The sequence below is a fragment of the Janthinobacterium sp. GW821-FHT03A03 genome, assembly GCF_059421435.1.
Genome location: NZ_JBWKUZ010000006.1, coordinates 215,711 through 233,357, shown reverse-complemented (window position 1 = coordinate 233,357; position 17,647 = coordinate 215,711). Strand labels below are relative to the sequence as shown.

Sequence of the window (17,647 nt, the reverse complement as noted above, 5' to 3'; positions counted from 1 at the left end):
GTGCGTTTTGACGCATTTTGACGCACTTTGAGCGGTTTTTCGTGCGGGTGGTGTTTGCGCCGTGAGAGCAGCGTTGTTTTCGCGCTGTGCCGCGCGCTGATGCGGTTCTGGCCCATGTATTGATCAAAGCTGCGAGGGAGGTTTCTCCCGTCCATTCTTGCAAGTGTGTATTGTGCAACTATTTTAATTGATAATTGCTGATAATATGTACTTTCTTGACATCATCCATTGTGTGATCTATAAAGTAATAATAGCCCGTAAGTAACATTACGTTAAAGCTCCAAAGTTCCTCCAACTTTGGGGCTTTTTTTAATTTTCTGTATTGGTGCTCGAGGTAAATCCAGTAACTTGGCAACGAATTTGGTAGATATGAACAAAAAAGACGCCGTAGCGTCTTTTGGGTATTGCAGTCAAGATTGGTTCCGGCGCCGCGCCAGGAAGCCGAGTATGCCCAGGCCTGCCAGCAGCATGCCATAGGTTTCCGGTTCAGGAACGGGCGCCAGGTTCAGGTTGAAGACGCCGCCATAGCTGCCGCCCTTGGTGTTGCCCATCACGGTCAGGACCAGCGGGCCATTGAACAGGATGCTCGTCGGTGCGAGTACTTCCCCCTGAGCATAGCCAAAGACGGTTGGGCCGCCAAATCCGGTCAGCCCAATGCCGTTCAGGTTGGCGCTGGTGAAGTGGATGGACGAACTGTCCGAGCCCGTGACGGACAGGTTGGCAAGGAAGGCCTGTGCGGTCGAGCCGAAGGTCGCAGTTGGGGTGAACGTGAAGGTATCCGTGAAGTCGCCGAGCGGGCTGGGCACGGCGTTGAAACCGCTGGTCCACAGGTTGCCCGAGGTGTTGGTGAGGTTGACAGTATAGGCGGTGGCGCTGGCGCTACCGATGGAAGCAGCACTCAGTACTGCCGCTGCGATAAGTGACCTTAGTTTCATGTTGATCTCCCCTGAAAAACGATTAAATTTCAGAAAAAGCGTACTGCGATGACAAATTATCACCAATACTAACAGTTATCAATGTTGTATTTTTATATCGTTACTTTCACTTAAATAGCCCGTTACTACTATACGGGCATAAATTTCGGATGGTTGCCAAAATAAAAACACGAATTATCGATATTGCACAAAAAAAAGAATATTTTTTTGTGATGGAAATACTGTTGCATAGGCACCTAATTGCTGTTTGGAAAGGAAGTATGCAATGGCCATGCCGTTTCGGTTTATTGCATGCTAGATTGCGAAACGCTAATTAATGTATGTCAGTCTCTTTCCGAGTCGGCGGTTGGGGAGATTATTGCTGATGGTTCTTCATCCTCCTTGGCACCGAAGTAGTGGGTGCCTGATGATGCCCAGTCAGCCAGCCGCTGTGATTGATCGATCAGCACGATGACCTGACAGCCGACGACCACGCTGCCGTAATTGAGCTGCAGCATGTCGCCCTGGTGATGATGGCTGGTGAGCGTTCAGATACGTGCTGCCAATGCGAAACTATCCTCGGAGAAAATCGTTTCCGCATCGCCTGTGTCGGGTGGCGCTAGCGGGGGCGGGCAAGGCACTACAAAAAAGTTGAGTGCGGAATAGAATTTATTGTAAGCCATTGATATAAATAGAAAATTTTGGAGACTATTTCGCCAATGAGTCATCCACCCATGCGGAGGCAGTCTGGATGGATTTTGTTAACGTGGCGCAAACGTTGCTCTCTCCCGGTGAGCCACAGGCGGTTGACGCCGCAGTGCAACGCTGTGAGTTGGCGTCGCATCAGGGACGTACCTGGGCTACCCGGCGTTATCTGTGGGTCGACCGCGTCGCCAGCGCCTGGCTGATTCGCCGCTTCATCGACCCGAATGCGCGTTTCCTTTGGTTGGAAGTGCCCATCGATTGCCCGTCGGACGCATTAGGTTTTGACTTCGACCGCGCAGCATTCACGCACGTCGGCGAACGCGTCACTTTCGAGGTGTTGGTGGCCAGCTTCGGGCTGGAGCGTGAACGGGGTCTGGCCCGTCTTGGGCGGATGGTGCATGCGCTTGATGTCGGCGGCGTTTTCGTCCCCGAAGCGAGCGGCTTTGAGGCGATGCTGGCTGGTGCTCGCCAGCGCTGCACTGACGACGACCAACTGCTGGCCGAATGAGTGTCGTACTCGACTCGTTACACGTTCATTTTTCAATCGATGCGCCGGCCGGAACGGCAAAATCATCAGGAGGCGCTCTTGAAAACGAGTAACCCTACGGTAGTCCAGGCCAATTACACGTTGTGGCAGATGATTTTGTACATGCTGCGCCTTGGGAGCCTTGGCTTTGGTGGTCCCATTGCCCTGGTTGGCTATATGCACCGCGATCTAGTTGAGGGGCGAAAATGGATATCGGAGGCTGATTACAAGGAGGGCTTGGCGCTGGCTCAACTAGCGCCGGGTCCGCTGGCGGCTCAGCTTGGCATCTATATGGGTTATGTCCATTACCGTATTCGTGGCGCAACGCTGGCTGGCCTGGCTTTCGTTATGCCTTCCTTCTTGATGGTTGTTGCGCTCGGCTGGGCCTATGTACGCTTCGGTGGCCTCTCGTGGATGCAAGCGGTGTTTTATGGCGTTGGCGCAGCCGTGATCGGCATCATTGCAATGAGCGCTAAGAAGTTGACGGCGAAGAGTATCGGCAAGGACAAATTGTTGTGGGCAATTTATCTGTTGCTGGCCGGGGTGACCATAGTGACAGAATCCGAAGTGGCCTGGCTGTTTATCGCCGCCGGCGTGCTGGTCTGGTTGGTGCGCGCGCCGCCCAAGTGGCTATCCAAGGGCAGTTTGCACGTGATTGGTTTGACGCAGATGCCAGCGGCACCGGCCGTCTTCGAAGTGCTGGACTTTCCGCTGTTGACACAAATTGGTATCTTCTTCGCCAAGGCTGGCGCATTCGTCTTCGGCTCGGGGCTGGCCATTGTGCCCTTCCTGTATGGCGGTGTAGTAACTGAGCATCACTGGCTGACGGACAAACAGTTTATTGATGCAGTGGCCGTCGCCATGATTACTCCGGGACCGGTGGTCATCACTGTCGGCTTCATCGGTTACTTGATTGCTGGCTTGCCTGGCGCGACGGTTGCTGCGCTGGCTACCTTTATCCCGTGCTACCTGTTTACGGTGATACCGGCGCCGTACTTCAAGAAGTATGGCAAGGTGCCTGGAGTGCTTGCATTTGTTGATGGCATTACGGCCGCAGCGATTGGAGCGATTACAGGCTCGGTGGTCGTGATTGCTCGGCGCTCGATCATCGATATCCCGACTGTTTTGATTGCAGTGGCAACGGTGGCGTTGCTATGGAGGTTCAAGAAATTACAGGAACCTGTGGTTGTAGCTGCTGCGGCGCTCGTGGGTTTGATTGTGTACCCTTTGCTGCATCACTAAAGTTGTAGGATAGTTTTTCCTGGCGATAAAAAAAGGCTGTCATTTTGTTGTCATTCCTAGGCTAAAACAGCCCAGAAACAACCCAAATAATGACAGCCTTCTTCTTGCTAACTACTTGATTCTAAACAATTCGGTGGTGGAGACGGCGGGAATCGAAACCGCGTCATGGTTTTCAATAGGTGTATTATTTTTAGAATACTATGAAATCTGGATGCAAGGAGAGGCACCTGTACAAGTTGGCTGAACTTACAGGACTACGTTCGTTGTCCATCCTAGAACCGCAAAAACCTTTTTTGCGATTTCATCGGGCGATTTTTCAGCGCTATCAATCACCACGTCATCCACGTTTGCAGCGTGGAGAATTGAATCGAGCTCTATGCTTCGGTGCAGATGCCACTGAAGTCCTTCCGCATCGTTGACATGCCTGGACCGTAACCGCTGTTCTACTGTTCCGGCCGGAGCTGTAAGGCGACAGATTGAGAGCTGCCCGTCGCGCAAGGCAGCGCGATAACGTGCCGCGGTACTTGCGTTTTCGATGACGCCGGCCATCACGAGGCATTGTGCTCCGGCACGCTCAAAGTTTGCGGCAAGGGCTGCGAGGTTTAAGAGTTCAATCTCCAGGCTGAATGGATCGCCTTCAGGCGCTGGCCAGAGCTGCCTAATGCTGTCCAGATCGATAACAGCGTGCGGAATTTTGTGTGCGATGAGGTGTGCGCCCAGGTGTTCGGCGGTGGTTGACTTTCCAACACCAACGGTGCCGTTGAGGAAGACTGATTTCATTGCTTAACTTCCAAGATGGTTGATTGGTATCTTTGCCACAAAATAAAGAGGTGCTAACGTAATTTAGCCCAAGATTTCCCTTATTTTTGAGTGCTCATCTCTATGTTAATTGGCGTAGTTTTTGGCGTAACTTTTCGAATTTCCAATAGGTTTTCACTGGGGAAATACGCTATTGCATCATCACTGTATCTTAGAGTCACCGCTCGGAGCAAATCGTTTCCGCATCGCCTGTTTCGGGTGGCATAAGCTGGGGGTGGCAAGACGCTAGAAAAACATTGCGTGCGGAACGGAATTTATCCTAACCTATTGATATAAATGGAAAATTTTGGAGACTTGAAAACTAGCGACGGGTTAAACTGTTCGTGAGTTCGAATCTCACCGCTTCCGCCAGGAAATAAAGAAACCGCCTTCGGGCGGTTTTTTATTTCCTGGCGGAAGCGAGCAGGGCGCCTTCGCGCGCTGCGTGTGAGATTCGAAGGGCTGGGCCTACCGGCCCAGCCCTCCCCGAATCCTCCAACCGCTGCCGCTGCGCGGCAGCCCCGCGCGCCGCAGGCGCGCGTTCGTGGTTCTAATTAGGTCTTCAACTGAGCCAGCTTTCACAGCACCCGACGCATCAGTCCGTGTCCGAATGGCGGACCTGACCCTGGCCCCTCCTACGTGAAGGGAAACGGATATAGGGGAACTATGAGCGCCGCACGAGACTGTGGGTTAGCTTGTACAGATGCTCGCACGATGTTTAGGCGCCGCCTTGCAGAAGCAGTTCGTGGGATTCGTTCTCATAAATCGCCCATTTGTGCAGATACAGTGGGTTTCTAGGAGCATCACTTACTAGACCAGTATCAATATCAACAGCATTTGCTTGTCCGTATCTTTGATAAATGAAATAGGTTTTCTCTCCATCTATAGCTACCAGCAAAGGGCCTTCGGGGCGCTGCTGACCCGCCCAGCCACTTGCACCTCTTGGTAGTTCCATGTAAACAGATTGAATCAATCATTGCACTTTCCTTCTCTCAAGGTACTCAACCTCATCGATGTGATTACCTTCCAAGAGTAAGAATCCCACGTCCTCACTGGCGTCTTGAAACGCGAATGCGGTAGTAGTTTGCTCATCAATCGTCAACAAGATGAGTTCTCCTGGCACTACAGCGTCAGCGGAAATAATTTCATACGGGGATACTGTTTTCACTTCAGCTCCGTTAATTAGTTGGCAACCATTTTGGCGTACCCTGTGTTTGTTTTTTTTGCAATGCATTGTTGCCTTGTTCATCGGAAACCCGTTCTGACGCAACTTTCCTCCATGCACTGGCGTGCAGGTACACAAAGACTTTTTGTACCGATTTTTATGCGTAGGCAGTGTAGTAGGTACGATCGACGTATGGATGCTTAGGCGCAGGGCATGACGTTGAAGTGCATCTGCTCCTGGCTATCAGTGGCGGCGTCAGAAGTGACTATTCAATAGAATCAATCGGCAAGTTAGAACTACTATGGAATTCTGCACTGTTGATGAGGATGGATGCCATCATACATACTAAAAATGGCGGCAAATGTTATAGCATTTAAATATTAATATTGAGTGGGCTATATTTAATTTATATATATTCAATCTCTTGTTGTTCTGCAAGAGGGGAGGCCGGAGTATATAAGTCTACTCCGGCGGGTAGGTGGGCGCATTTTTACTGATACCTATGCGCCATTTAACACAGTGATTCACCAATTTTATGGATGGAGAACTAATATGGCTTTCAATAACTTTGGACCATTAATATTCTTGGCGCAAGGCCAGCATGTTAACTGGTGGTACAGTTTTGGCGGCGATCGCGGAACTCAATTCGCCTCTGCCGATATCAAACGCCCCAATGGCAAAGCGGTCCATCTGGCGGACCAGCAGTGCAAGCAGTTAGATAACGACGGCATCGCCACCTATTTCGTTACCATCACCAATAGAGGCCCGGGTGGCTGCTGGCACAATCTGCAAGGCGGGGGGATGTCATGACCAAGATGACCGTTGTAACCGATGAGAACGGCGGCTTGGTGGCTGCCATCCAGGGCCATGTACTGAAAGCAAAGCAAGGCGACATGGAAGGGGGCGTGCTCATTCAAAAAGGGCATTTGGCGCATCAGGTCGAGGTGGACGACGACTTGAGCAAAGTGACCGACCACGCTGAAATGCTGCGCAAATTGCACAAGGTTATCCCGCGCTCCTGACGTCCGGTGTCAGACGTGCCGCCACAGCTCCACCGCCGTGGCGTCATTCGGGTCCCACTTCATGCCGCGATGGCATGGAGTGGGCAGTTGCGCTACCGGCCCGCGCGCATGAGGATGCGCTGCGCACATGGAGTTCGCGGCCCCGCGAAACAGTATCAGACCCTGGCGTTTTGCGTAAGATCGAACGGCGCAACTTTTAGCGTAGCTTTTATAAACTATCGCACACCATCCATAGGGGAAATACGCTGCTGCATCATCCATGTATGTTCGCGCCTGGCGTCTTCGCAGGTGAGTTCCGGCACGTAAGTCTTTTTCATGCTAATTTCCCTCTGTAGGTAGGTTAGTAGGTATGGATGTTATTTTGACGCTGTAGGACCCATAAATCCTAGTTATTCGAATCTCACACGCAGGGCGCCTTCGCGCCCTGCGTGTGAGATTCGAAGGGCTGGGCCTACCGGCCCAGCCCTCCCCGAATCCTCCAACCGCTGCTGCTGCGCGGCAGGCGCGCGTTCGTGGTTCTAATTAGGTCTTTAACTGAGCCAGCTTTCACAGCACCCGACGCATCAGTCCGTGTCCGAATGACAGACCTGACTCTGGCCCCTAATGTGGACTGCCGCGACGACTACGACAAGGAGCAGGCTTACAACGCGCGCGCCGGCCGCGCAGGATGACCGTCACGCTGCGATAGCCGGCGGGGCGGAGCCGCGACAGGCCAGCCACGCCAGCGCGCCCCAGCCACCGTAAAAGCCGCCCACGAGGCGGCTTTTTCACGTCCCGACGATTGATGTTGCTCTTGGAGCAAAAAAAAGCCAGTTTCGGCCCGGCGCGCGCAGTTGTCCCCCCTCCACACCTGCCCGCTATATAGGGCTCTTTTGACTCAAATTTAAGCCATGGCCAAACGCGCATGAGGACTGGCGCGGCGGGCGAAGAGGGACATGCGTTTTGACGCATTTTGGCGCACTTTGAGCGTTTTTTTTGATGGGCATGGAATGGGTGTTTTCGCGTCCTGGCGGGACTGTGTTGCGGCCCTGTGGCCCACATCTATTCGAGGCAGGCGAGCGGCGCGGCAGCTTGCGGCGTATTTGCGCCACAGATTAATGCAGTGTTCACCGCATGCCATTCGAACAGGTCGGCGCAAAGCATGGACGTGCGAGTAATATGTATGGCTTCGTTAATTGTCCGCTTTGGTTTGAAGGCATTTTTATATTGTCGGATCGACAAAATTATGTGTGTGATGCAATAATTAAATATTTTATGGCTATGAAAATGATAAATCTTTCTTGGTGCGTGCGGCGATTTTTGCCGATCTATTTACTGGGTCTTCCTCTAAGCGTTGGAGCTGAAGCGATGCTGCAGTATCGCAATATTTCTCTCGGCGATGCGTCGGATAAAGTGTTGCAATTGGCGGGAAATGAATTTCCGCACGTTAAATTGGAGTCTAGAGATAATTCATTTGATATTCTTGCGATCATGGCTGGGGATGATCAAGGAATTATAGATAATTCATGTCGCTCCGCTGATACTAGTGACTTGCAACAAAATTGTATATCAGCGCGTTTTATTTTTTCTGGCAAAGCACAAGGAGACCTTCTGGCCAGTGTTTTTGTTGACCAGGGTTTTAGTCCCGCAATTAATCGAGATAGTCTTATTGTTATGCTTGTGGCAAAGTATGGACAGCCTAGAATAACGTCTGGAGATGCCGTTCCTGCATCTCATATGAATCCTGAGTCGAGATTTATTTCGTTTCTTTGGGGAGGGCTGCGGACTCCCGTAGGAATCTATCGTCCTAGCCGTTTCCCTTACAAAGATAGGGAAATTATCGGTGGTAAGTACATATCAGCAGTGATTTATTACCAGGGAGACTTGGCAAATGGTTATAGTTTTCGTATCGTTGACTCTGAGACGATGGACGAAAGCATGAAGGTGGATATGAGTGAACCACAAAGGTTGGAGGCTGAGCGGCGAACTGAAAACGAAGCCTCAGCAAAATTTTGATTGTGACTTCATACCTTTCGAGAGTGCCCGTCAGACTGGGGAAATGCTAGCGTGAAGGCGAGAGGGATTAGTTTGAAGGGCGGAAAAAAAGCTGTCATTCTGTTGTCACTCCTGGGCTAAAACAGCCCAGAAACAACTCAAATAATAACAGCCTTCTTCTTGCTAACTACTTGATTTTAAACAATTCGGTGGTGGACACGGCGGGAGTCGAACCCGCCGCGCACGAAGTCCACTTTGGACCAGTCTAGGGCTACTGGTTCGGAATGCAAGCGGCAACAGGTTGCGGCCCTTGCCGGTTGCGTGCTCATGGGGTTAACGGTCGATCAAGGAACCCAGCATGGCGTGCGCTTGCAGGTCGCTCCGGGCCGTCGCCTGTTCCTCGCCGCTTAAAATCCAGTGCGTCCTGCCGTCTTGCGTATTACTGCTGCCATATGCCTGCAGCGCCTTGCGCAATGCCTGTTGACGCTCCGGCGGTAGCGCGTCGAGCCTGGACTGGCTGAAAATATTGATGGGATACACGTCGCGGATATGCTCATACTGCAGCCCGTTGCGCTTGATGGCACCCCAGTTATTGCCAGGATCGGAACTGGCCGGTACCCACGGATGTGCTTCATCGATTATCCGGTAGCCGCCGGCGTAACCCGTACCATAGCCCAGCGTTTCGCTGTAGCCGTACACATAATCGCAATGATCGAGCAAGCCGGGTATATTCTCTGCGCCTTGAAACAGCTGCGCCAGCGGCAGCTTGCTGGCGTGGACAGCCAGCATCAGCGAACAGCTATGTGAATACAGGGCAAGAACGTCGCAGTTCGCCCACTCGTCTATATCGTCGGGTGGTACGACCCGAGGCGAATACAGGCTGATGCTGTCGGCATCAGGTGCGAACAGGGTTTTCTCGTAGTTTTTCTGCGAAAACTTGACGACCTTGCCGGTCTTGCTGCCGTAGCGATCGACGCGCTCGCCCACCTGCTCAAACCAGGCAAACAGCTGCTCGCTGGCGGCGGCAGGAATAAATGGGCTATTCTTTTTGAATTCGCCTACCAGGAAATGAAATTGCTCCATGTGTCACCATAGTGAATGTTCTGCGCGCATGATGCCATGCGCGCGGTCATGCGGCTAGCGTGCGCGAGAGCATGCGGCTGCGCGCCATTTCAGCTTGCATTTGATTTGCATAGTAAAATCGCCAGGGGTGCAGGCTCACAAAGACTTTTTGTGGCGATTTTTATCGCTAGGTAGCCTGGTAGGTACGGTTGGCGCATAGCGGCTTGAGAGTCGCCAAAAACATAGATATTTGCATTACGCCGCCTCCGCCTAGAAATAAAGAAACCGCCTTCGGGCGGTTTTTTATTGCCTGGCGGAAGCGAGCAGGGCGCCTTCGCGCCTTGCGCGTGAGATTCGAAGGGCTGGGCCTGCCGGCCCAGCCCGCCCCGAATCCTCCACCTGCTGCCGCTGCGCGGCAGCCTCGCGCGCCGCAGGCGCGCGTTCGTGGCTCCAATCAGCTTGTCGACTGAGCCAGCTTTCACCGTACTCGACGCATCAGTTCGTGTCCGAATGGCGGACCGGACCCGCACGCCCAAGCGGATGCTGGTGATAGTGGCCGCGTGCGCTCTTTGAAATGGTCGATTGAAAATTTGTGTTCATAATCAGAATTTGTGGGCGCGAGTGTCGTACCAAAATTGGATCATGGGTGACGACGCTCAGGCACTCCAGACGGTGCTGGTAAGACGCTTATCGATTACTTCGTGGACGAGCTGCAGCGGGTCGGCCAGCACCCGACGACCATGGTGCATCAGCTCACGCCAACGATCTGGAAGGATAGGTTTGCCGATAATCCGATACGCTCGGACCTGCACCGCCTTGGTAGCCGACTTACTTCCGCCGCCGCGTGATCGTTTACCTCAAGAGCGTGAAACTTGTCATGGGGCAATGCACCAATGCTTAGCAGTTTTTTCGCGCCGTTGTGCAGCGCCGATTTGAAGCGCGACACGTTACCCACGATAGTTGAATGGGGCCCAATAGCCAATGTTCTTGACACGAAGCAAGCTCGATCTCGTATCGTAACCATATAGATAACATTTCTGTGATTTAATACAGCCTTGGACTTTTTCGCCACCAATATCTAGATGTGATCGACTCGCCTCCCAGGAGCATTTCCCCTATGTCAGCGCTGCTCAACAGCTTCACTCAAAATACGCGCTTGCTGACGTTCAGCACGCCGATTGGCCGCGACAAGCTTCTTGCCGAATGCTTTCGCGGCGAGGAAGGACTGAGCGAGTGCTACGCATTCAAGGTCACGGCGCTCTCGACCGACGCGGGAATTACACTCAAATCCCTGCATGGGCAGCCGGTTCTGCTTGAACTGCTCACGGCCACGAGTCGTGATGACAAACGCCCGTTCCACGGCCATATCACTTCGGCTGAACGGGCCGGTGCCGACGGCGGTTTCGCGCGCTACGTTTTCACAATTGGCCCCTGGTACGCGTTCCTGGCTCATGGCCGCGATAGCCGAATATTCCAGGACAAGACCGTATTCGACATTCTCGACGCGATCTTCGGTGGTTGGCAGAACGTGGGGCCCTTGGTGCCGGCGTGGCGCTACGACATACTTGACAGAGACGTGTATCCGATCAGATCGCTGACTTGCCAGTATCAGGAAAGTAATATGGCGTTCGTCGAGCGCCTGATGCGCGAAGAGGGCTTGTTCTACTATTTCGAGCACGCCGGCAATGCTGAAAGCGCCACCCTTGGCTCCCACACAATGGTCATCGCCGACCATAATGGCAGTTTCAAACCAAATGCTCAGGCCACGGTCAATTTCACGCAGCCTGGCGCGGTAATGAAAGAGGACAGCATCGACCGCTGGCGCACCAGCGTGCGTTTGCAAACGAACGCCATCGATTTGTCGAGTTGGGACTACCGCACGACCGGATCGCGACCGGTGAGTTCGGTCAGTGCCAATGGTGACGGCGGTACTCCGCTGGTCAGCCGCGACACGCCCGGCGCATACGCCTACGAGTCGAAGGAGCAGGGCCAGCGCATCGCCGACAAGCAGATGCAGGCGCTGGACGCGCTGCGTGAAACGCACATCGGCGCAGGTACCGTGCGCACGCTCTCGGCCGGCACGACCATCACACTCAATGGGCAAGCGCAGCTCGACGCCGCCGGTGCCACCGGCAGCGGCGATGCGCGCACCTTTGTCATCGTGCGCGTGGTGCACCTCGCCCACAATAACCTGAGTTTCGAGGCGAAAACGGAAATCACCGAACGACTGGGCCAGAGCATGCTCGACGCCCTTATTCAGAAAGAGTGCAAGAATAGTCTGCATGCAGTGGGAACGGAGAAGGGCGAACGTCCCGTCTACCGCAACCGTATCGACGCCATCCGCAGCAAGACCCCCTATCGCAGCAGCGGGCAGGATGGGCATGGCCAACTTCTGCATCCCCGTCCCACCGTCCGCGGGCAGCAGACCGCAATCGTGGTCGGACCGGCCGGCGCGGCCACCTACACGGACCGCGATCATCGCATCAAGGTGCAGTTTCATTGGCAGCGTGGCGCGGGCGAGAACGACCTGAGCCACAGCCGCCTGAACCATCCATCGCCCGACGGCCACGCAGGTGCGCCGGCAAACGAGAAGTCAGGTACGTGGGTGCGCATAGCCACGCCGATGGCGCCGGTCGCGGGCGCCAACTGGGGCTCGGTCGCCGTGCCACGCGTCGGCAGTGAAGTCATGATTGATTTCCTGGACGGCGACATCGACCGCCCCGTGGTCATTGGAAGCCTGTACAACGGCAAAGGACAGGACGACGCCCAGAACAACCACGTGGCACAGGGCGCGGGCGTTTCGACCGGCAACGCACCAGCATGGTTCCCGGGTGGAGCCGGCGCGCATGCGCATCCCGCAGTACTGTCGGGTTTCAAGACGCAGGCAATGCACACCAGTCAAAACGGCAGCGGTGCGTACAGCCAGCTGGTATTTGATGACACGGCGGGACAGTCGCGCGTGGCACTGCAGCGCCACGCCCATCGTCACCAGGGCACGGCCGAATTGAACATGGGCCATCTGCGTCACCAGACCGATAACCAGCGCCTCAACCCCGTGGGATTCGGCGCCGAGCTCAAGACGGAGCACGGCGCCGCCATTCGAGCCGGTTCCGGCCTGTTGCTGTCGACCGACGCGCTGGTCAATGCCAACGGTAGCCAACTCGATTCGCGCGAGGCAAAAGCGCAGATCGACCAGAGCCTGCAATTGCAGACGGCGCTGGCGACAACGGCGCAAAAGCACAATGCCATGCTCAAGGATGGCAAGGGCCAGGCCGAACCTGCGCCCGAGAAGCTGCCACCGACCGTGCAGATGGCGCACAGCGTCACCGTCATCGAGGCCACAGAGAGCAATGCGCCCAGCGGCGACAGTGCCGGCCGCGCGGGCAAGGTGACGGCCTACGCCGAGCCCCATCTGCAGTTGTCGAGCCCCGCCGGCATCGCGGCGACCACCCCGGCCGACGCGATCATCAGCGCAGGCAACACCAGCAGCATCACGGCCGGCCAGGACATCAACTTTGCTGCCCAAGGCAACAGCCTGTATGCCGTCATGGGCGGCATCAGCCTGTTCACGTATGGCAAGGCCGACAGCAAGGACAAGCCGAACCAGGAAACGGGCATCAGGCTGCACGCGGCCAGCGGCAAGGTGTCCAGCCAAAGCCAGTCGGACGAAACGCGCATCACGGCCGACAAGGCCATCACGGTGGCGAGCATCACCAAGAGCGTGTCCATCGCGGCCAAGGAACATGTGCTGCTGACCTCACAAGGCGCCTATATCAAGCTCGAAGGCGGCAACATCATGATCCACGGACCGGGGGCGATGACGTTCAAGGCCAGCATGAAGGAGCTGGCTGGGCCTTCTGCCGCCACTTCCGTCCTGCCGCCGCTCCCTAAGATCGACCAGATCAAGAACTTCATCGAATTTAACCATCACTGGCCCGATTTGACGCCGGTCGCTGGCGGCGCGTACCGTGCCGAATTCGCTGACGGCACCTCACGTGTAGGCAAGCTGGACGGCAAAGGCCACGCTCGCCTGGAAAACATTCCGCAGGGCGCGGTCAAGGTCTATTTCGGCGAAGACCCCAAACCGTTCATGGCAGACAGCGCCAAAGACGCCGGAAAGACCACCTTGGAAAACGTGCTAAACGAGTTGAAAAAACACGGCCACCCCACCGATCCAGATGATGTCGAGTCGCTGCTGCACAGCATGGCTGGAAGGGATATCCAATGAGCGACGCACCTGCGACCAGCGCACCTCAAGCGGCTGAGACACCAACCGACAGCGCGGCCATCACCAGTGCCATCGAAGAGATCAGCGTCGCCGTCGCCACCGGACTCGTCCCCTTCCTGGGGCAGGCGATCAATATCTACGACACCATCACATGCATGCTGACCCTCCACAACAGCACGTCGGCGGAAGACCAGATGGAAGCCAAATTCGACCTGGTCCTGGCACTGGTGGGCTGGATACCGGGTGCGGGCGGCGGCGTCAAGAAAACGATCCGCATCGTCAACAAGCATCCGGAGCGCTTTGCTCCGATTCTGTTCGACGTGCTGCGCATGGTCTGCGACAAGGTCGGCATCCACACCAGTCCGGAATTCTTGCTCGACAAATTATTCGATGCGGTCGGCCTGAAAAATCAGCTTGGCACGGTCCAGAGTGCGATCGAAGGTTCATGGCTTTACGACAACCTGCCCGCCGAAGGACGGCTCGCCTTGAGCACCTGCATGAGCACGGTGCGCTCCCAGTTGCCGGCCATGGTGATGCTTGTCACGCTCAAGCTGACTCACTGGAAGACCAAGCAACGCAACAATGCGGCGCAAGCCGCCGGTCCGCAAGGCAAGGTCAATCCGGTGGAAAAGAAGCCGGAAAAGAATGATCCCAAAGTCGCCGAAACCGGCCACAACGCCCCTACGCTTACCGCATCGAACAATACGGTCAATGCCTCGATCGGTACCAGCGTCGCCGAAGGTGTCAGCAAAAGCCTGACCGGCATTATAGGTGAGCATATTACCGATTATTTTCTGTATGAAAAATACGGTTGGGGCAAGGACTGGAGCCGGCACGACATGGGCATGCAAGGCGAGTGGAAGGAAAAGCCCAGCAAGACCTTTCCTGGCAAACTCAACGAAGCGACCCGGCTCAATCCATTGTTCGCCCTGAAAGCGCATGGCACAGGCATTGATGGCGTGTGGAAAGTGCAAATCGGGGACCCGCACAATGGCGGCAAGCCGTACGCGATTGTGGAGTCGAAGGCGTCGAAGGTGGGAAAGGCACCGAAGAATGCCGCCAGTAAGCCGGGCGTAAAGGGCAAGCTGTTGGACAATGCCCGGCGGATCAAGGACGCGGCGCTGCCAAAGTCAGAGGAACTGTTGGAGCCGGATACGAGCGAGGGCAGTGATTCCGCTGGGGCGGGGAAACCAGGCGGCAAACCGGTCGGAAAGCCAGGTTGGAAAGAAGGCAAGGGGAATGGGAAGCCTTCGGGTGGCGGTAAGCAAGCGCAGCCGAAGCAGGATGCGCCGGTTGGTGTAGCGTCAATTACATCGAAGAGTGATGCGGAGCAACCTCTTGTGCAGATGAGTCAGGAGTGGATTTCAAAGAATATCCGCATTGCAGTTAAGGATGAGGCAATTGCTTTAGACATAATTAGTAAGCGAACGAAAGTCTACTCTCGCCATTTATTCTATACGCCATTTTATCTACCTTCAGCCGCAGCGCATGAGAAGGCACTGCTGGAGGATGAACGAGAGAAACACGAGAAACATGCCGATCATGATATACCATCAACGCATCGTCACGACGAACAAGAAGTGAGAGCGGCTGTTAATCATAAGCATACTAAACTTGGTTTGGCACTTGAGCCATAGAACAATTCCGCATCTAGCACCGATCATAATCAGGTAAATATTATGCAATTTCATGAAAAACGTAGGCAGCAATTCTTAAATGAAACGGCTTTTGAAAAAACGACGACTTTTTTTATCACTACTGCGCACGCGGAATTGTCACGCGAACTAGGCGATCCAAGTAATGATGCACTGGGCCGCAGTCTTGTGTCAGCAGCAATCGCCGACTATACGTTTACAAATTATTTATTGAGCTACACCGCAGGCGAATCATTGCATGTGTTGCGTGAGAATCTTACCGAAATTATAAAGGTTCATGAGCAATCAACTAAATATGTTAGGGAATATCAACATGACTCAGCGTTTCCGCCGTTGCGCTTTGCCGAAATAGACGATTACGAGCGCGCAATGCAACTCATTGGCCTTTGCTATCTTCTACATCGCCGTGACTTATTGCCACGACTGGCGGCGATGCTTGACGGCGCATTTGCCGGCAAAGACACGCTCTATGAGGATTTGTTTGCCTATGAACTCAAGGATCGTTACGAAGTCGACGAGTGGTACCACGACGCGCCGTATCGCGACATCATCAATAGCTTTTATCGTGACACGCCAGAGGAAAGCATTCAGGACATCGAGGCCTATCTGAAGGTTTGGTATAAGTCCATGAAAAAGGCGCCTTGGCACGACAGTCATTTGAACATGAGCGCAGAAGGTTGCGGCGCGTATTTTGGCTATTGGGCCATCGAAGCTGCAGCAGCAGTATATCTTTTGGAGCTGGAAGACCGCAGTTTCCGAGAGCATATCGTGTATCCAAAAGACCTGGTGGACTACGCCAGAAAGCTCGATAAACAAGCTGCACCTATGTCCACAGCGCCAGAAAAACTGCGTGTTGAAGGCGGCAGCCCATGTCCCCAGGCTGGGTACTGGTTCACCCCTGCTATACCCGGCAGTCTTCGTCATTTCGAACAAGGCGAGATCATGCCGGTATCCGCCGATACACAGTATGGCGCGACCATCTGGCAATGGAGTAGTGAGCAATTATCTCCATAAGCGAACAGAGGGGTGAGGTACCCAGGCTTTTTCGGCCGCGCCTGTTTAGTAAACTTCTCCCACGGGGGAATTGATGAGGCGAGCAAACATACACGCCGGAGCGGTGAGCAGCGGTAGGCCGATGTACGCTCCGAACAGCCTTCTATGATCGCGGAGCCCAATTGCCGCCTGCATCGTCGCTTGGTGGCGCGCCGATAGGTGTGCGGGCGGCTAGACCCCGAAGCGTGGTGAGCAACGCAACAATGCGGCGCAAGCCATCGGTCCGCAAGGCAAGGTCAATCCGGTGGAAAAGAAGCCGGAAAAGAATGATCCCAAAGTCGCCGAAACCGGCCACAACGCCCCTACGCTTACCGCATCGAACAATACGGTCAATGCCTCGATCGGTACCAGCGTCGCCGAAGGTGTCAGCAAAAGCCTGACCGGCATTGTAGGTGAGCATATTACCGATTATTTTCTGTATGAAAAATACGGTTGGGGCAAGGACTGGAGCCGGCACGACATGGGCATGCAAGGCGAGTGGAAGGAAAAGCCCAGCAAGACCTTTCCTGGCAAACTCAACGAAGCGACCCGGCTCAATCCATTGTTCGCCCTGAAAGCGCATGGCACAGGCATTGATGGCGTGTGGAAAGTGCAAATGGGGGACCCGCACAATGGCGGCAAGCCGTACGCGATTGTGGAGTCGAAGGCGTCGAAGGTGGGAAAGGCACCGAAGAATGCCGCCAGTAAGCCGGGCGTAAAGGGCAAGCTGTTGGACAATGCCCGGCGGATCAAGGACGCGGCGCTGCCAAAGTCAGAGGAACTGTTGGAGCCGGATACGAGCGAGGGCAGTGATTCCGCTGGGGCGGGGAAACCAGGCGGCAAACCGGTCGGGAAAGGAGGGGGCGGAAAGCCTTCAGGCGGCAAGCAAGCGCAGCCGAAGCAGACCGCGGCGAGTACCGCTCCTACGTCAGCACGGCAGACAAACAACAGCGTTGAACAACCGCTCGTTCAAATGAGTCAAAAATGGATTACGAAGAACATTAAAGATGCCGTGAAATTTGGAGTTATTGCTGATGCTCGCGAAATTGTTGAAGAGATTCGAATCAATGGGACAAAAGTTTATTCGCGCCATCTTTTCTATACACCGTTTTACCTACCCTCAGCCGCAGAACATGAGAAGGCATTATTAGAGGATGAACGAGACAAGCATGAGAAACATGCTGATCACGACATCCCATCCACACATCGACACGATGAGCGAGAAGTAAAAGCCGCAGTCAATCATAAACACGCGAAACTCGGTCTGCCGCTGGAACCTTGAATGTTAGACCTCAAGTAATAACGCAACTAACACGCAGTTTTA

General features: G+C 54.4%; 14 protein-coding genes and 1 pseudogene. 9 read left to right on the top strand and 6 right to left on the bottom strand.

Annotated features, from left to right (window positions below; translation table 11 throughout):
• Positions 1-410: 410 nt before the first annotated feature.
• Together AC07VI_RS14905 and AC07VI_RS14900 are read right to left on the bottom strand one after the other, a co-directional pair.
• A complete protein-coding gene (locus tag AC07VI_RS14905; RefSeq protein WP_492993157.1) occupies positions 411-935 on the bottom strand; it encodes an FxDxF family PEP-CTERM protein in 525 nt (174 codons plus the stop codon).
• A 323-nt stretch (positions 936-1,258) separates the two neighbouring features.
• Entirely contained in the window at positions 1,259-1,432 is a 174-nt protein-coding gene (locus tag AC07VI_RS14900; protein WP_492993159.1) for a hypothetical protein, read from the bottom strand.
• Between the two features lie 188 nt (positions 1,433-1,620).
• Between AC07VI_RS14900 and AC07VI_RS14895 the strand changes: the two are divergent.
• Both AC07VI_RS14895 and AC07VI_RS14890 read left to right on the top strand, forming a co-directional pair.
• Positions 1,621-2,219: pseudogene (locus AC07VI_RS14895) on the top strand (chromate resistance protein ChrB domain-containing protein); the annotation flags it as partial.
• Positions 2,220-2,256: 37 nt separating this feature from the next.
• Positions 2,257-3,387, top strand: a complete 1,131-nt coding sequence (locus tag AC07VI_RS14890) for a chromate transporter (RefSeq protein ID WP_099419949.1) — start codon at positions 2,257-2,259, stop codon at positions 3,385-3,387.
• A 246-nt stretch (positions 3,388-3,633) separates the two neighbouring features.
• Here the strand turns inward: AC07VI_RS14890 and AC07VI_RS14885 are convergent, their stop codons facing one another.
• The 3 genes from AC07VI_RS14885 to AC07VI_RS14875 all read right to left on the bottom strand — a co-directional run bounded on the left by AC07VI_RS14885 (position 3,634) and on the right by AC07VI_RS14875 (position 5,353).
• On the bottom strand, positions 3,634-4,167 hold the full coding sequence (locus tag AC07VI_RS14885; protein ID WP_492993161.1) for an AAA family ATPase: 534 nt from the start codon (positions 4,165-4,167) through the stop codon (positions 3,634-3,636).
• A gap of 736 nt (positions 4,168-4,903) precedes the next feature.
• Complete coding sequence (locus AC07VI_RS14880) at positions 4,904-5,158, bottom strand: hypothetical protein (protein WP_139842491.1); 255 nt, start codon at positions 5,156-5,158, stop codon at positions 4,904-4,906.
• Positions 5,159-5,353 carry a hypothetical protein gene (locus tag AC07VI_RS14875; protein WP_139842490.1) on the bottom strand — a complete coding sequence of 65 codons (195 nt, stop codon included), beginning with the start codon at positions 5,351-5,353 and terminating at the stop codon, positions 5,159-5,161. It abuts the gene before it with no gap.
• Positions 5,354-5,902: 549 nt separating this feature from the next.
• On the opposite strand from AC07VI_RS14875, the gene AC07VI_RS14870 reads away from it, so the two are divergent.
• The 3 genes from AC07VI_RS14870 to AC07VI_RS14860 all read left to right on the top strand — a co-directional run bounded on the left by AC07VI_RS14870 (position 5,903) and on the right by AC07VI_RS14860 (position 8,367).
• Positions 5,903-6,160 (top strand): hypothetical protein, encoded by a 258-nt coding sequence (locus tag AC07VI_RS14870; RefSeq protein ID WP_086145842.1) that lies wholly within the window; start codon positions 5,903-5,905, stop codon positions 6,158-6,160.
• The gene (locus AC07VI_RS14865) at positions 6,157-6,372 is read left to right on the top strand and encodes a hypothetical protein (RefSeq protein ID WP_086145841.1); all 216 of its coding nucleotides are present in this window, start codon (positions 6,157-6,159) and stop codon (positions 6,370-6,372) included. The genes AC07VI_RS14870 and AC07VI_RS14865 overlap by 4 nt, the downstream gene beginning before the upstream one ends.
• Positions 6,373-7,485: 1,113 nt before the next feature.
• The gene (locus AC07VI_RS14860) at positions 7,486-8,367 is read left to right on the top strand and encodes a hypothetical protein (protein WP_492993164.1); all 882 of its coding nucleotides are present in this window, start codon (positions 7,486-7,488) and stop codon (positions 8,365-8,367) included.
• Positions 8,368-8,679: 312 nt separating this feature from the next.
• Here AC07VI_RS14860 and AC07VI_RS14855 read toward each other — a convergent pair whose 3' ends face one another.
• Positions 8,680-9,429: a hypothetical protein gene (locus tag AC07VI_RS14855; RefSeq protein ID WP_086145840.1), complete on the bottom strand. Its 750-nt coding sequence runs from the start codon at positions 9,427-9,429 to the stop codon at positions 8,680-8,682.
• Positions 9,430-10,525: 1,096 nt separating this feature from the next.
• Here AC07VI_RS14855 and AC07VI_RS14850 point away from each other — a divergent pair.
• The 4 genes from AC07VI_RS14850 to AC07VI_RS14835 all read left to right on the top strand — a co-directional run bounded on the left by AC07VI_RS14850 (position 10,526) and on the right by AC07VI_RS14835 (position 17,605).
• On the top strand, positions 10,526-13,636 hold the full coding sequence (locus tag AC07VI_RS14850; RefSeq protein WP_099375175.1) for a type VI secretion system Vgr family protein: 3,111 nt from the start codon (positions 10,526-10,528) through the stop codon (positions 13,634-13,636).
• Positions 13,633-15,273, top strand: a complete 1,641-nt coding sequence (locus AC07VI_RS14845; protein ID WP_492993167.1) for a hypothetical protein — start codon at positions 13,633-13,635, stop codon at positions 15,271-15,273. Before AC07VI_RS14850 ends, AC07VI_RS14845 begins: the two co-directional genes overlap by 4 nt.
• A 42-nt stretch (positions 15,274-15,315) precedes the next feature.
• On the top strand, positions 15,316-16,305 hold the full coding sequence (locus AC07VI_RS14840) for a PoNe immunity protein domain-containing protein (RefSeq protein ID WP_492993169.1): 990 nt from the start codon (positions 15,316-15,318) through the stop codon (positions 16,303-16,305).
• Positions 16,306-16,588: 283 nt separating this feature from the next.
• Positions 16,589-17,605, top strand: a complete 1,017-nt coding sequence (locus tag AC07VI_RS14835; RefSeq protein WP_492993171.1) for a hypothetical protein — start codon at positions 16,589-16,591, stop codon at positions 17,603-17,605.
• Positions 17,606-17,647 lie beyond the last annotated feature (42 nt).

What these genes read in the sequence shown, in the direction of transcription:
- AC07VI_RS14905 (WP_492993157.1), bottom strand. Translation starts at nt 935, where the DNA reads ATGAAACTAAGGTCACTTATCGCAGCGGCAGTACTGAGTGCTGCTTCC.
- AC07VI_RS14900 (WP_492993159.1), bottom strand. Translation starts at nt 1,432, where the DNA reads ATGCTGCAGCTCAATTACGGCAGCGTGGTCGTCGGCTGTCAGGTCATC.
- AC07VI_RS14890 (WP_099419949.1), top strand. Translation starts at nt 2,257, where the DNA reads ATGATTTTGTACATGCTGCGCCTTGGGAGCCTTGGCTTTGGTGGTCCC.
- AC07VI_RS14885 (WP_492993161.1), bottom strand. Translation starts at nt 4,167, where the DNA reads ATGAAATCAGTCTTCCTCAACGGCACCGTTGGTGTTGGAAAGTCAACC.
- AC07VI_RS14870 (WP_086145842.1), top strand. Translation starts at nt 5,903, where the DNA reads ATGGCTTTCAATAACTTTGGACCATTAATATTCTTGGCGCAAGGCCAG.
- AC07VI_RS14865 (WP_086145841.1), top strand. Translation starts at nt 6,157, where the DNA reads ATGACCAAGATGACCGTTGTAACCGATGAGAACGGCGGCTTGGTGGCT.
- AC07VI_RS14860 (WP_492993164.1), top strand. Translation starts at nt 7,486, where the DNA reads ATGCCATTCGAACAGGTCGGCGCAAAGCATGGACGTGCGAGTAATATG.
- AC07VI_RS14855 (WP_086145840.1), bottom strand. Translation starts at nt 9,429, where the DNA reads ATGGAGCAATTTCATTTCCTGGTAGGCGAATTCAAAAAGAATAGCCCA.
- AC07VI_RS14850 (WP_099375175.1), top strand. Translation starts at nt 10,526, where the DNA reads ATGTCAGCGCTGCTCAACAGCTTCACTCAAAATACGCGCTTGCTGACG.
- AC07VI_RS14845 (WP_492993167.1), top strand. Translation starts at nt 13,633, where the DNA reads ATGAGCGACGCACCTGCGACCAGCGCACCTCAAGCGGCTGAGACACCA.
- AC07VI_RS14840 (WP_492993169.1), top strand. Translation starts at nt 15,316, where the DNA reads ATGCAATTTCATGAAAAACGTAGGCAGCAATTCTTAAATGAAACGGCT.